The following is a 14,696-nucleotide window of genomic DNA, read 5'->3' as shown; positions in this document are numbered from 1 at the left end:
ATTAAGGTGAAAAAATGAAAAAAATATTAAAATTAATTACACCATTACTTGCAACACTATTCTTGCTTACAGCGTGTTCTAGCGAAAAAACAAAAGTATATACTTCAACTTTTAATAATAATCAAGAAAATGAAACAACTATTACTTATAAAGGTGACGTTGTAAATAAAATAAAAACTGTAGCTAATATTAAAGATCTTGGTACAGATACAGAGTCTGCTTTTGAATATATCAAAAAAACAGTTAATGAAAAAAACAAAGATATCAAAGGTGTTACATACAATGTAGAAAGAAAAGGTGACAAGGTCATAATCACTTTGAATTTAGACTTTGACAAAATAGACTTCGATAAAGATAAAGATCGTCTAGAATTTAAAACTTCTTCTTTAGATGAAGCAAGAAAATTAAGTTATGTTGAGGAAAATATCAAAAAAGAAGGCGCTACTGAGAAAAAATAATACAAATTATATTGAGGTGAAAAAATGAAAAAAATATTAAAATTAGTTACACCATTACTTGCAACATTATTCTTACTTACAGCATGTTCTAGTGAAAAAACAAAAGTATATACTACAACTTTTGGAAATGGTCAAGAAAATGAAACAACTATTATTTATAAAGGAGATGTTGTAAACAAGATAATAACTATATCTAATATTAAAGAACTTGGAGCGGATAGTAATTTTGCTTTTGAATCTATCAAAAAATCAATTGATGAACAAAATAAAGATATCAAAGGTCTTACGTATAATGTAGAGAAAAAAGACGACAAAGTAGTTATTACATGGGATTTAGATTTTTCTAAAATAGATTTTGATAAAGATAAAGATCGTCTACATCTTAAAGGTTCTTCTTTAGGTGAAGAAAGAAAATTAAGCTACGTTGAGGAAAATATCAAAAAAGCTGGTGGCGTAGAGAAAAAATAACAATTTATTAGCGTTTGAAAAGTTAGAATTAATAGTCTAATTTTTTGAACGCTTTTTATTATATAAGTAAAAATGGTTTTTATTCTCAGCTTTCTTGTATATTCAGAGAAATTCTTGTATAATATTAAACGAAATACAGTGAGGTAAATAAATTTGGAACTTATAGAACTTAAAAAAGAATTGGAAGAAGTAAATAAACAAATATCAGAGTTCAAAACTTCATTAAAGATAGAAGAAAAAGAGCAAAGAGTAGCTGAAATTGAAAATATGATGCTAGAGGCTGATTTTTGGAATGATAGTGAAACAGCCAGTCTATTAGTTACAGAATCAAAAAGTATAAAAAAAGAACTTGATGAATTTAGTGAAATGATAGACTATCTAGAACACTCTGAAGAGATGGTTGAATTTCTAAAAGATGAAGATGACGAAGAAATTTATCAAGATTTACTAGAAACAGTAGTCAACCTTAAATCAAGCGTTGAAGATTTTAGCTTTAGATTATTATTCTCAGAAGAATACGACAATAATACTGCTATTTTAGAAATACATGCTGGGGCTGGCGGTACTGATGCTACAGACTGGTCAGAATTAATGTTACGTATGTATGAAAGATTCTTCACAAAGCAGGGGTTAAAATACAGCTATTTAAACTATCAATCTGGTGATATCACTGGTGTTAAATCAGCAACTATAAAAGTTGAAGGTGACTTTGCATATGGATTACTAAAAGGAGAAAAAGGTGTTCACCGGGTTGTTCGTATCTCACCTTTTGATCCGTCTGGAAAAAGACATACATCGTTCGCTTCAATCGATGTAATTCCAGAATTTAACGATGATGAAATAAATATAGAAATCAATAATGAAGATTTAAAAATAGACACATACAGAGCTCAAGGAGCTGGTGGACAACATATTAACACTACAGATTCAGCGGTTCGTATTACCCACCTTCCTACTGGCATCGTAGTTCAATCACAAGCTGAACGAAGCCAAATTAAAAATAAAGATGCTGCTATGAAAAACTTAAAATCAAAACTTTATCAACTTGAAATAGAAGAAAAAGAAAGAGAATTAGCCGCAATTCGTGGTGAACAAAAGGACATTGGTTGGGGTTCTCAAATTCGTTCTTATGTATTTACTCCATATACAATGGTAAAAGATCACAGAACAAACTACGAAGTATCTACAGTAGACAAAGTAATGGATGGCGAGATAATTGATTTTATCGATGCTTATCTACATTACAATATGAAAGAAAAAGAAGTACTATAGAAAATGGACCTACCGGTGTGAACCGATAGGTCTATTAATTTTTATTTCTTCTCATCAAATCTTTCTTCTATAAGTTTTTCTTCTGTTTTTTTCAAACTTACTTTTTCATTTCCTACACCTACACCTGGTAACCCTGATAGTTCATGGACATTTGCAATAGAATAATCAACCGTTACAGTTTCTATAGCAACTTTATCTTGATAATCAACCTTGTCTTCTAAACCTTTTATATCTTTGTATCTTTGACCAAGTTTCTCAGCTTGTTGTTTAAAGGCTTCTTTTGTTGTTTTTAATTCAGAATAAGTAATAATATTTTTGGCTGTTTGTTTTGTTACAACATCACCTTTATAATAAAGTGTAATTTCCATCTGTACACCAGGTTGTTTCTTAACATAAACCTTACTACCTTCTTTTTCAGAACATCCGACTAAAAATACTAATAAAAAAACTGATATAATTTGTAATATCTTTTTCATTTTATAAACTCTCCTATCCTTTAGATAACAATATTATACCACAGTTTAAAAACAATGCAAATGTTATTAAAAAAGCGATACAAAATTGTATCGCCTTTTCTAATTATAGTTTTTCATATTCAGCTGGTACATCAAATGGATTTTCTTTATTAATATGATCGTAGAACATAACTCCATTTAAGTGATCGATTTCGTGTTGGAAACAAATTGCTGGTAAGTCTGTTAAAGTTAAAGTAACTTTCTCATCATTTTCATTATAACCAACTACTTTAATTTTTGAATAACGAGGAACATATCCTTTAATTTCTTTATCTACTGATAAACATCCTTCTCCACCAGCTAAGTAACATTTTGCAGCTGAGTTTGAGATAATTTTTGGATTATATAATGCATAAGAAACTGTATCTTCTGGGAACTCTTCGTCTGGGATGTGCACTGCGATCATTCTTTTTGAAACATTAATTTGCGGTGCGGCTAATCCTATCCCTGGTTTTAGTCCTAATTTTTCTGCTTTCTCATCATCTTGAGAAGCTATAACATATTCTAATAATCCACGTAAAATAGCTTTATCTTCGTCTGAAATCGGACTTTTTACTTCTTCAGCACGTGCTCTAAGTGTCGCATGTGGATCAATAATTATATCTTTAGTTGTTATCAATTTTTTTCTCCTTTATTTCTAATTATTTCTCTCGGTCTTTCATCCTTATTTTATTATTTCATAAATAGCTCAGAATGTCAAAGTTTCCTATCCGACAGTTTTTTAAAATTCTTTTTTACAAAACATATTAGTATAATTTTCAATCTTTGTTTTAGAATTTTCTGAATTTTACTTTTGTGTTTTTCTATATTTCATGATATCATAATAATATTGATAATTTATAAATAAGTTTTTTAGGAGGCTGTATTATGACTTTTGAAAATTACCAATATACTAGACCAGATACTGATCAAATAAAAAAACAATTAGAAACATTAATAGAAAAATTAAATTCGGCAAATACTGTTGAAGAAACTTTAGAAATTTTTAACGAATACAACAAACTTCGTAATAGCGTTGAAACATTAGCTCAGTTAGTAGAAATCCGTGCAACAATCGACACTACTGATAAGTTTTATGAAGCTGAAAGAGATTTTTGGGATGACTTCAATCCTGAATTGGCTTCTCTTCTTAGCAAATTCGACAAAGCAATTTTTGATTCTAAATTTAAAGAAAAACTTAAAAAAGAGATTGGGGAACACTACTTTAACCTAATTGAATCTTCTCTTAAAGTATTTAGTGATGAAATAATCGAAGACTTAAAAGAAGAAAATAAACTTACTTCTGAATATACTAAGCTTACTTCAAGTGCTAAAATTCCATTTGATGGTGGAATTCACAACTTAAGCGGTATGGCTAAATATACTCAAGATGCAAACCGTGAGACTCGTCTATTAGCAAGTCAGGCTGTTGCAAAATTCTTCAAAGAAAACTTAGAACAATACGATAGCATTTACGACCGTATGGTTAAAGTTCGTACTCGTATTGCAAAAAAACTTGGTTTTGATAACTTCATAGAAGTTGCTTACCTTCGTCTACGTAGAACTGACTACAATGCAAAAGACGTAGCAAACTACAGAAAACAAATTTTTGAGGAAATCGTACCTGTAGTTGAAGAACTTAAAAAAGCACAAGCTAATCGTCTAGGACTTGAAAAACTTTCATTCCATGATGAGGGTGTAACATTCAAATCTGGTAACCCTACTCCAAAAGGTGACCGTCCTACACTTGTTGATTATGCTAAAACAATGTATAAAGAATTATCACCGGAAACTGATGAATTCTTTACATTTATGACTGAAAACAACTTATTAGATTTAGATACAAAACCAGGAAAAGCTGGTGGTGGTTACTGTACATTTATTCCAGATTACAAAGCACCATTTATCTTCGCTAACTTTAACCAAACTCCACATGATGTTACGGTCTTAACTCATGAAGCTGGACATGCTTTCCAAGTTTTCCAAAGTAGAAATCATATGCCAGATTACGTTTGGCCAACATTCGAAGCTTGTGAAATTCACTCAATGAGTATGGAATTTTTAACATGGCCATGGATGAACCTATTCTTCAAAGAAGATACTGATAAATTCAAATACTACCACATGACTACAGCAATTAAATTCTTACCTTATGGTGTTACTGTAGATGAATTCCAACACGAAGTATACGAAAATCCAGAATTAACACCACAAGAGCGTCGTATGAAATGGTTAGAAGTAGAAAGAAAATACCTACCATCACGTTACTACGAAGAAATTCCAGAACTTGATGAAGGATTATTCTTCTATAGACAAGGACATTTATTTAGTGTACCATTCTACTACATCGACTATACTCTAGCTCAAGTCTGTGCCTTCCAATTCTGGAAAAAAGCTAACGAAAATAGAGAAAAAGCATGGGAAGAATATCTACACCTATGTAAACAAGGTGGAACTAAACCATTCTTAGAATTAGTTAAAGAAGCAAACCTAGAAAATCCATTCAAAGATGGAACTATTTCTAATATTGTCCCAGAGCTTAAAAAATACCTTGACTCTGTAGATGCTACAAAATTCTAAAACTATACTTAAAGGAGCTAACCCAAAAGACCTAAATTTTAACGAAGTGTATATGAGAACTCATAGACGCAGTCGTTTATTGATATCTAAAATCGCTTTAGAAAAGCTTTTTAGATATCTAATAAACTGTGCGGGGGTGACTCGACGAAATTGATTTCTTCGAAATCACAATTTTTAAGTCACTCCCTTAAACATAAATAATCATTGATTTAGGAGGAAAAATATGAAAGAAAAGAAAATAGCTGCATTTTTCGATATTGATGGAACTCTATATAGAGATTCTCTAATGACAGAACATTTTAAAAAATTAATAAAATACGAAGTTGTAGATGAAAGATATTGGATAAACGGTGTAAAAGATACATACATCAACTGGGATAAGCGTTTTGAAGATTATGACAACTATCTATTCGGTGTATCTGAAGCTTACGTTCAAGCAATAACAGGTCTTCATAAAAAATATATTGATTTCGCTACTGAACAAGTAATGAAACTTAAAGCAGATCGTGTTTATAAATTCACTAGAAATATTATTGAAAAACATAAAAAGAATGGTCATTTAATTATTTTCATTTCAGGTAGTCCTGACTATCTTGTTGAAGCTATGGGGAAAAAACATCATGCATTTCTTGCGATTGGTAGTAAATATATTATAGAAGATGATAAATTTACAGGTGAAGTAATTCCAATGTGGGATGCAGATAGTAAAAACAATATGATTGATAAATTGGTAGAAGAATATAACATAGATCTTTCTGAATCATTCGCTTACGGAGATACTAATGGGGATTATAATATGCTAAGACGCGTCGGCAATCCCGTTGCAATGAATCCGAGTCGTGAACTTCTTAGTAAAATCAAAGAAAACAAAGAGCTAGCTGAAAAAGCTACTATTTTAATCGAAAGAAAAGATGTTATTTATAAAACACGAGCAACTATCGACATTGTTGAAATATAAACACAACAAGAGCCTGACCTAATCGTCGGACTCTTGTATTTTTTATTCTATTCAATCATTTTCTTCAGACTATTCTTCTGAATCTTTCCACACAAATAGTGCTCCAACACTGTTGATAATGTAGAAGATATATTTACCAACATTAGCAAAATTCCCTTGAACAATTGCTTTTGTAAGTTGAACAAAATTATATAGTAACCAGAATGGCCATTGTGTCGTTAACTTGAATGTATTTAATCCATTACCCATTAATGAAAATGCAAACGCAATTGTAGTAATATACGCAAGAGTACTCATTTTACCATGATATCCAATGTAGTTTGTCGCATAAGAAAATACAAATGAAAGAACTGCAATTGCTGTTAATACTGAATATAATTTCGCTTTAGACATTGTATTTGGTTTGTCTGTAGACTTATTCCACACATAGATTGCACCTAGATAGATTAAAAATGTCACTGGATATGTAATGATTGCCGCCTTATTTCCTAAAATATAATCAATCACTCCCGATAACACTGCATTAATAATACCTAAATAGTTTCCAAGCTTACTTAATTTTCCTGTAAATCTTGTCGATAACATCGAAATACCAACATTAATAACAGAAATAAGTCCAAATGGTACAAGTGCAGTCCACGGTCCCCAATCAACGAATTTATCCAATCTCGTTGCTAAATAACCTGATGCAATAGCTATGCTAATTACTAAAATAACTCCTAATAAATCAAACCATTTTGATGTTGCAAATATTTTTAACTTTTGTTTCATAAAGTATTTTATTCCTTTTTTTAATTATTACATTTTTATTATGTAATCCTAATTTTTTAGGTTCTTAGTAACTTTTTTATACCGCTTACTAAAAATCTTATTTTCATTATACATCAAACATTTTCAACTTTCAATATAATTATTTTCACGCTTTCACATAATTATTATATAACATAAATAATTTCTTAATAGATACTGACTACATTTCCTCTATTAAAGTTTTTAATCTGATACATAAAAATCATTTATTTTTTTACTTCATTAGAAATTTTTTTATTTTTATCATAAAACTTTTATTTTTTAAAAAATTTCTTTCTAATTACTTTACTTTCTAATTGATAATGATTATAATTTATAATAGAACACATATTAATCATGAAAGTGAGTTTAAATTAATGAAGAAAAATAAATTATTTTTAGCACTAATGGCTGGAACTATCGTAATTAGCGGATGCTCTGCTAAATCAGAAAAAAAAGAAGAAAATAAATCAGCACAAGTTGATACATCAAAAGGAACAAAAGAACAACTTAAACAAGCTACTGAGCTTTATAAAAAATTCGTAGAAAACCAAGTAGATACTTTACTTAAAGATACTGAAAAATTTGCTGAAACTATTAAAGCAGGAAATCTAGAAGAAGCTAAAAAACAATACCCACTTATTCGTATGGCATATGAACGTTCAGAACCAATTGCTGAAAGTTTTGGAGAATTAGACGTTAACATCGACTTCCGTCTTGCTGACTACTTAGAAGAAAATAAAACTGAAGACGGATGGCGTGGATTCCACAGAATAGAAAAAATTATGTGGGAAAATAATACTACTAAAGGTACTGAAGAATATGCAGACCAATTAGTAAAAGACGTTAAAGAACTAAAAGCTAAAGTTGCTACTGTTGAAGTTACACCTGACTTAATGGTAACTGGAGCTGTTGACCTACTTAACGAAGTTGCAACACAAAAAATTACGGGTGAAGAAGAAATATTCTCTCACACTGACCTTTATGACTTCAAAGCTAATATCGAAGGTGCTGAAGAAATCTTCAAAATCTTTAAACCTTTAATCGAGAAAAAAGACAGCAAATTAGCAAAAGATTTAGTTGAAAAATTCGCTACAATCAACGGTCTATTAGATAAATACAAAACTGATGACAAACACTATAAACTATATACTGACTTAACAAAAGAAAATACAAAAGAACTTTCTGAAGCAGTAACAAAATTAGGTGAACCACTTTCACAAATGGGTGTAATTTTAGACGAAGAGGCTAAGTAATATGGAAGAATCTGGTAAAAAATGGATTGACAAAAAAATAACAAGACGTGATTTCCTAAAGAAAGCAGGAATGACTGGAGCTGGTGCCGTTGTTGGAGCCTCTGCTCTTGGAGGATTTTTCGCTAACAAAGCTGAAAATAACAGAGTTATTGCTGATGGAGACGAAAAGATTACATTCTACGGTAAACATCAAGCTGGTATTACTACTCTTATGCAAAAGTGCGTTTATTTCGTAGTATTAGATTTACACTCTACTAAACGTGATGATATTATTGAGATGTTCAAAGAATGGACAAAATACAGTGAAAAATTAATGAACGGCGAATTAGTCGAACCTGCGCTTAAAAACCATTATTTACCACCAAAAGATACTGGAGAAACGGTAGGACTAAACCCCTATCGTTTAACCCTTACATTCGGAATTAGTCCAAGTTTTCTAAAAAAAATGAACTTGGAAAATAAAAATCTTGAAGAGTTTAAAGACCTACCACCTTTTGCTAGGGAACAACTTAAAGAAAAATATACTGGTGGAGATATATGTATTCAAGCATGTGCAGATGATGAACAAGTAGCCTTTCACGCTGTTCGTAACCTAGTTAGAAAAGCTCGTTCTACAGTAACTATGAAATGGAGTCAATCAGGTTTTGCTGCAATTGGAAATCGAGTTGAAACACCTCGTAATCTTTTTGGATTTAAGGACGGTACTGCCAACGCTACTAAAGAAGAACAATTTGATAAAATCGTATGGTGTGATAAAGATAACTGGATGAAAAATGGAAGTTATATGGCTGTTAGACGTATTCAGATGCACCTTGAAACTTGGGATAGAACAAATTTAAATGAACAAGAAAATACCTTTGGAAGATATAAAGAAAGTGGTGCTCCTTTCGGTGAAACTGATGAATTCGCACCAATAGACCTTAACAAAAAAGGTCCAGATGGAAAACCTTTAATACCTGTAACTTCACATGTCCATTTAGCACATAAACCGGGTGTTGAATTACTTAGACGATCGTATTCTTATTCAGACGGCATAAATGAAACTACAGGTCAATTTGACTCAGGTCTCCTATTTATTTCTTTCCAAAAAGATCCAAAACAATTTATTACAATTCAAAACAGCTTAGGAACTGAAGATAAGATGAATGAATACATAACTCATATAGGTAGCGGCCTATTTGCATGTTTTGGAGGAATTAAGGAGGGTGAATATATTGGCCAAAAACTTTTTGACTAAAATTATTTTAGCCTTTATCGTGATTCTTAGTTTCAGCTCACCGTATTTAAAAACAATTGTAGCTAAAGAATCGTATAGTACTCTTTTCATAAAAATTACAGATGCCAACACCGCATTAACAAACAATGATAAAGATAAAGCTAAAAAATTAATAGATGAATTTAAAACAGAATTTGAGTCTACAAAAAATTCAGATTCTGAAGCTGGAAAAAAAGTTAAACAAACATTAAAATCAAACGATATCAATGAAGATCAACTTAGAGAATTATCAACTACCCTACTTGCTTTTGAAAACGAACAAAATCCTCTTGATGTTGAAGCAGAAAAGAAAGCTTTTAAAACAAAACTTTTCCCTGCTTTTGATAAACTAGAAAAAGCGATTGATACAAAAAATGTAGAAACTATGAAAGCAGAGTATGTAAAATACAATGCTGCTTGGGTTAGAAATGAAGGTATCGTAAGAACACTTGAACCTGCTTACTATGGAAAAATCGAAACAACAATGTCATTTCTTCGTAGTTCAATGGAAGTTGAGCCTTATGACTATCAAACTACAAAAATGTATTTAACAGATTTAAAAAACTACCTTGATGATTTTCTAGCTGGTAAAAAACTAGAACAATCTTCAGATGTAAAAACACTTGAACAAGGTATAAAACTTTTAGAAGAAAGTTACTCAGCATTTAAAGATGGTAACAAAGCTCAAGGTTCTCAAAAAATGAAGAAATTCATTGAAGTTTGGCCTGTTATCGAAGGAGAAGTTCGTACACGTAACGCTTCGTTATATACTAAAGTAGAGAGTGAAACTCCTATAATAATGGTTAAAGGTAACGAGCAAAAATATCAAGACCAACTTAAAAACTTGATTTCAGAGCTTTCTAAAATCGATACGAAGTCTAACTATACTTCATTAGATTCTATGCTGATTTTACTTCGTGAAGGTGTGGAAGCACTTATTATCGTTCTTTCATTAGCCAGCGCATTAAAAGCAGCAAAACAAAGAAAAGGTTTAATTTGGATATACACAGGATCTGTAGTAGGTATTCTTTCTAGTATTCTTGCAGCTGTAATCTTAAAATATTCATTCCCAGCTCTGTCATCTGGTACTAACAGAGAAATTATCGAAGGTGTTGTTGGTATCTTCGCAGTAGTAATGATGATAGGTATCGGAATTTGGCTACATAGTAAAAGTTCTGTTAAAGCATGGAAAAAATATATGGACACTAAACTAAATCTAGTACTTTCAACTGGAAGTTTCATATCTATGTTCACACTTAGCTTCCTAGCTGTATTTAGAGAAGGTGCCGAAACTATTCTATTCTATGCTGGTATCATGCCACTTATTTCAACAACTAACTTATTAATCGGTATAGTGCTTGCTGTTGTTGCATTGATTATTATCGGTATAATCATGATAAAAGCTTCAGGAAAACTTCCTATCAGTAAAGTATTCCTAGTACTATCTTGGTTAATCTATATTCTAGGATTCAAGATGCTTGGAGTAAGTGTACATGCTCTACAAATAACTGATATTGTTTCAAATCATATTATAGACTACTTACCTACTATCGAAATCTTAGGAATTTATCCTAGTTACGAAGTAGTAATAGCTCAACTAATTTATATCGTCGTTGTAGCTATTAGTATATTCTATGAAAAATCTAAAAATAAATAGGTAACAAATGATGAAATATGGAGATAAAATATCTACCGTAGATCATCTAACTGAACTAAGAAAGAGACTAATACTAAGCCTTGTGTTTTTTATTGTCTCTTTCATAGTGAGTTTATTATGGTCTGCGGATATTTATAAATTTTTAACTAGTAATTTTAATAATAAATTGATTGTTCTTGGACCTAATGATATACTATGGATATATCTAACACTCGCAGGTATTTGTGCCTTCACTTTTTCGATACCATTTATCTGTTATCAAATCTTGGCATTTATAAAACCTGCACTAGAAGAAAAAGAAGCCCGTGCATTACTAGCTTATATACCAGCGGTATTCATTTGCTTCACAGTAGGTTTAATCTTCGGGTTCTTTCTAGTAACCCCAGCTATTTTAAATGTGCTTCTTTCTATTGGTGATGACTTGTTCAATACACAATTAACAGCTCAAAATTATCTATCGTTTGTTATTAATACTACGATTCCGATAGCAATACTTTTTGAATTCCCTGTTGTTGTAGCATTTTTAACATCATTAGGTATTCTAACACCATCATTTTTAACACGTAATAGAAGATATGCATATTTTATACTAATCGTAATAGCTGTTGTTATTACGCCTGCTGACTTTATCAGTGACATCGTTATGTCTATACCATTAATTTTGATTTATGAAATTAGTATCGTTATTAGCAAGTATATTTACAACAAAAGAGGTGAAAAATAATGGGATTTTTACGTGATATCGGGGCTCCTGGAGTTATAGTTCTTATTATAGCTGCTCTAATTATCTTCGGTCCTAAACGTCTACCTGAACTTGGAGAATCAATAGGAAAAATGTTCACATCATTTAAAAAATCAATTTCGGGACTGACTGAAGAAGAAAACTCAACAAAACAAGACGAAAAAAAAGAAAACTAAAAATAGACTTTACAATATGTTTAAAAGCATATCTGTAAAGTCTATTATTTTGTCTTTATTTTGATAGTTCAGTTAAATCATATGGTGTTTGTTGATAAACTTGGTTTAACCAGTTGTGATAGAATAAGTAAGCTACACCTCTCCATCTATTTTTAGGAGTTTTTGTATCATCATTTCCTGGGTAATAATTCACCGGAACTTCTATTGGTAGATTACTATTTTTATCACGAACATACTCATTGTGAAGTGTATCAGCATCATATTCAATGTGCCCTGTCACAAATACTTTTCTTAAATCTTTAGTTGCTGCAAGAAGTGTTCCAACCTCTTCTGATCTAGCTAGTACATCAAGCTCAGAAATAGTAGGAAGTTTTTCTTCCTCTATCTTAGTATGTCTAGAATGAGGAGCTAAGAATGTATCTGTAAATCCTCTAGTTAGTGTGTGATTTTCTATAAGAACATCGTGTTCAAAAACCCCAAATATCTTATCATCAACTTGCTCTTTTTTTACACCAAAATGGTAATATAAACTTGCTTGTGCAGCCCAACATATATTTAATGTTGAAAATACATGCGTTTTACTCCAATCAAAAATTTGATTTAACTCTCCCCAATAGTTTACATCTTCGAATTCTAAATGTTCAATTGGCGCTCCCGTAATAATTAGCCCATCATAATAGCTGTATTGCACTTCATCAAATGTTTTATAGAATTTTTCTAAGTACGATTGTGGCGTATTTTTTGCCACGTGACTAGTAGTATGTAAAAATTCTACTTTGATTTGAAGTGGAGAATTCCCTAAAAGCCTTAATAACTGACGTTCTGTTTCTTCTTTCTTCGGCATTAAATTCAAGATTAGTATTTTTAAAGGTCTAATATCTTGGTTTTTCGCCCTATTTTCCTCTATTACTACTACCCCTTCTTCCAATAATTTATTTTTCACTGGTAATTCATTTTGTATACATATTGGCATTGTCTATCTCCTTAACTACTCTTTTTCTTAAATAAAAAAACTCGCCACTATTACAAACTTATGTAATAGGGACGAGTCTATCGTGTTACCACCCATGTTCGTGAATATATTTATTCACCTTTATCGATACGTGTTCATATCGTTGTGCTGTATCGCGCACTTACGTAATTACCTATTAGATAATTATTACTCCGAGACCATTTTCAATTATATCTTTTCTTACTTTCTTCCACCAACCGAAAGTTCTCTGCTTTGAATCAATTATAACCTACTTATCTCTTCAATGTGTTTCATATTAGTTTACTTAACATTATAAAGAATTTAACACTATTTGTCAATAGAAAGCGCCTTAAAAATCTTAAAAGCAAAGAAATCTATGATTCTCCATTACCGATGAATTATTTATTAAATTCAATAAGTTCAAACTTTTCTCCATCATAGTCAAGAACACTAACAGAAGTATTTACTATTACTCCACGCCCTACATCTTTAATACCTTTTTGAGTTAAGAAAGAGCGAATTAATCCACCATGACATACTGCCAACATAGTTTTATCTGGGTGTTCCTCATATTTTTCTTTAAAGAATGCTTCTACTCTGTCTGCAGCATCTGTATCTAACTCCATACCTCTTGTTTCACCCGCTTTAAGACCAGCACCATATTCAGCAAAAGATACGCCTTCATATTCTCCATATGATTTTTCTATTAATCTTTTATCTTTGATTACTGATAATTTCTTATTATCTTCACTATTTGAATTGTCTAGCATATATCTCGCTGTATCATATGCTCTACCTAAAACACTACTATAAGCTATATCAATATCATATCCTTCAATTTTCTTACCTGCAGCAATCCCTTGACGGATTCCTTCTTTATTCAATGGAATGTCTGTATGTCCTTGAACTAATTTATTTTTATTATAATCTGTTTCTCCGTGTCTCGCTAAAATAATACGCATGATCTCATCTCCTTACTAAAAAATAGGGAGCGGCCAAATAAAATCAATTTTTATAAAACTATGATTTCTTAGCCGTTCCCTTAATAATTTTAAATATTAAATTTCTCTAATATATAGTCTTTTCCGTCATAGTGCAGCACGTTTAACGCTGTGTTGTTAATCAACATATTAGATTCAGGATATAATCCTAATGTACGTAAAAATATACGAATAAATGCACCATGACAAACAACTAAAATTGTTTCATCTTTGTGATTTAAATATTTTTCATTGAAAAATGAACTTGCTCTTTCATAAACATCTTCGTCTTTTTCTATAGACTCTAAACCAGATTGAGCTTCTAATGCTGAAAAATATTCATCAAAAGTACTCTCTTCGAAAACACCGAAGAATTTCTCTATTAAACGAGCATCTTCAGTAATTTCTTTATCTATATTAATCTCATTGTTAGAATTATCAAGCATAAGTCTAGCTGTCTTTACAGCACGTTTTAACGGGCTACTAAAGGCAAAATCAATGTCATACTCAGTTAACTTTTGACCTGCATTTCTCGCTTGACCTCTACCAGTTTCATTTAATTCAATATCACTATGTCCTTGAATTAATTTATTTTTGTTATAATCAGTTTCACCATGTCTTACTAATAATATTTTCAT

16 protein-coding genes and 1 other annotated feature are annotated in these 14,696 nt (G+C 31.0%); of the genes, 10 read left to right on the top strand and 6 right to left on the bottom strand.

Annotation, left to right across the window (positions count from 1 at the left end; translation table 11 throughout):
- Positions 1-14 precede the first annotated feature (14 nt).
- The 3 genes from ACWOA3_RS05015 to prfB all read left to right on the top strand — a co-directional run bounded on the left by ACWOA3_RS05015 (position 15) and on the right by prfB (position 2,198).
- Positions 15-458, top strand: coding sequence for a DUF1307 domain-containing protein (locus ACWOA3_RS05015; protein WP_003147279.1), 444 nt, complete (start codon positions 15-17; stop codon positions 456-458).
- Between the two features lie 24 nt (positions 459-482).
- The gene (locus ACWOA3_RS05010) at positions 483-926 is read left to right on the top strand and encodes a DUF1307 domain-containing protein (RefSeq protein WP_456884446.1); all 444 of its coding nucleotides are present in this window, start codon (positions 483-485) and stop codon (positions 924-926) included.
- 153 nt (positions 927-1,079) lie between these two features.
- The gene (prfB, locus tag ACWOA3_RS05005) at positions 1,080-2,198 is read left to right on the top strand and encodes a peptide chain release factor 2 (protein ID WP_003147281.1); all 1,119 of its coding nucleotides are present in this window, start codon (positions 1,080-1,082) and stop codon (positions 2,196-2,198) included.
- 41 nt (positions 2,199-2,239) lie between these two features.
- Here prfB and ACWOA3_RS05000 read toward each other — a convergent pair whose 3' ends face one another.
- Both ACWOA3_RS05000 and def read right to left on the bottom strand, forming a co-directional pair.
- Positions 2,240-2,674, bottom strand: a complete 435-nt coding sequence (locus ACWOA3_RS05000; RefSeq protein ID WP_003147282.1) for a DUF1307 domain-containing protein — start codon at positions 2,672-2,674, stop codon at positions 2,240-2,242.
- A gap of 103 nt (positions 2,675-2,777) precedes the next feature.
- Positions 2,778-3,332 (bottom strand): peptide deformylase, encoded by a 555-nt coding sequence (def, locus tag ACWOA3_RS04995; RefSeq protein ID WP_003147283.1) that lies wholly within the window; start codon positions 3,330-3,332, stop codon positions 2,778-2,780.
- Between the two features lie 248 nt (positions 3,333-3,580).
- Here def and ACWOA3_RS04990 point away from each other — a divergent pair, with 248 nt between their 5' ends.
- Positions 3,581-5,272, top strand: a complete 1,692-nt coding sequence (locus tag ACWOA3_RS04990) for a M3 family oligoendopeptidase (RefSeq protein ID WP_442566115.1) — start codon at positions 3,581-3,583, stop codon at positions 5,270-5,272.
- A gap of 223 nt (positions 5,273-5,495) precedes the next feature.
- The gene (locus tag ACWOA3_RS04985; protein ID WP_003147285.1) at positions 5,496-6,230 is read left to right on the top strand and encodes an HAD family hydrolase; all 735 of its coding nucleotides are present in this window, start codon (positions 5,496-5,498) and stop codon (positions 6,228-6,230) included.
- Positions 6,231-6,299: 69 nt separating this feature from the next.
- Here the strand turns inward: ACWOA3_RS04985 and ACWOA3_RS04980 are convergent, their stop codons facing one another.
- Positions 6,300-7,001, bottom strand: coding sequence for a nicotinamide mononucleotide transporter family protein (locus tag ACWOA3_RS04980; RefSeq protein ID WP_003147286.1), 702 nt, complete (start codon positions 6,999-7,001; stop codon positions 6,300-6,302).
- Between the two features lie 395 nt (positions 7,002-7,396).
- On the opposite strand from ACWOA3_RS04980, the gene efeO reads away from it, so the two are divergent.
- The 5 genes from efeO to ACWOA3_RS04955 are packed head-to-tail and all read left to right on the top strand — an operon-like array spanning position 7,397 to position 12,105.
- Positions 7,397-8,275 carry an iron uptake system protein EfeO gene (gene efeO / locus ACWOA3_RS04975; RefSeq protein ID WP_456884444.1) on the top strand — a complete coding sequence of 293 codons (879 nt, stop codon included), beginning with the start codon at positions 7,397-7,399 and terminating at the stop codon, positions 8,273-8,275.
- A 1-nt stretch (position 8,276) separates the two neighbouring features.
- Positions 8,277-9,512: an iron uptake transporter deferrochelatase/peroxidase subunit gene (gene efeB, locus ACWOA3_RS04970; protein WP_456884443.1), complete on the top strand. Its 1,236-nt coding sequence runs from the start codon at positions 8,277-8,279 to the stop codon at positions 9,510-9,512.
- On the top strand, positions 9,490-11,187 hold the full coding sequence (locus tag ACWOA3_RS04965) for an FTR1 family iron permease (RefSeq protein WP_456884441.1): 1,698 nt from the start codon (positions 9,490-9,492) through the stop codon (positions 11,185-11,187). Before efeB ends, ACWOA3_RS04965 begins: the two co-directional genes overlap by 23 nt.
- 7 nt (positions 11,188-11,194) lie before the next feature.
- Positions 11,195-11,911 carry a twin-arginine translocase subunit TatC gene (gene tatC / locus ACWOA3_RS04960; RefSeq protein ID WP_456884439.1) on the top strand — a complete coding sequence of 239 codons (717 nt, stop codon included), beginning with the start codon at positions 11,195-11,197 and terminating at the stop codon, positions 11,909-11,911.
- Positions 11,911-12,105, top strand: a complete 195-nt coding sequence (locus ACWOA3_RS04955; protein ID WP_003147294.1) for a twin-arginine translocase TatA/TatE family subunit — start codon at positions 11,911-11,913, stop codon at positions 12,103-12,105. The genes tatC and ACWOA3_RS04955 overlap by 1 nt, the downstream gene beginning before the upstream one ends.
- 55 nt (positions 12,106-12,160) lie before the next feature.
- On the opposite strand, the gene ACWOA3_RS04950 is transcribed toward ACWOA3_RS04955, so the two are convergent.
- From ACWOA3_RS04950 to ACWOA3_RS04940, 3 genes are all read right to left on the bottom strand, one after another.
- The gene (locus tag ACWOA3_RS04950) at positions 12,161-13,078 is read right to left on the bottom strand and encodes a homoserine O-succinyltransferase (RefSeq protein WP_003147296.1); all 918 of its coding nucleotides are present in this window, start codon (positions 13,076-13,078) and stop codon (positions 12,161-12,163) included.
- 64 nt (positions 13,079-13,142) lie between these two features.
- Positions 13,143-13,371: a binding site (T-box leader), on the bottom strand.
- Positions 13,372-13,476: 105 nt separating this feature from the next.
- On the bottom strand, positions 13,477-14,040 hold the full coding sequence (locus ACWOA3_RS04945; RefSeq protein WP_456884437.1) for a histidine phosphatase family protein: 564 nt from the start codon (positions 14,038-14,040) through the stop codon (positions 13,477-13,479).
- Between the two features lie 89 nt (positions 14,041-14,129).
- Complete coding sequence (locus tag ACWOA3_RS04940; protein ID WP_003147298.1) at positions 14,130-14,696, bottom strand: histidine phosphatase family protein; 567 nt, start codon at positions 14,694-14,696, stop codon at positions 14,130-14,132.

Source organism: Gemella taiwanensis, from assembly GCF_054054385.1.
Note: the sequence above shows the minus strand (reverse complement) of the source record. Positions and strands in the feature narration are given on the sequence as shown.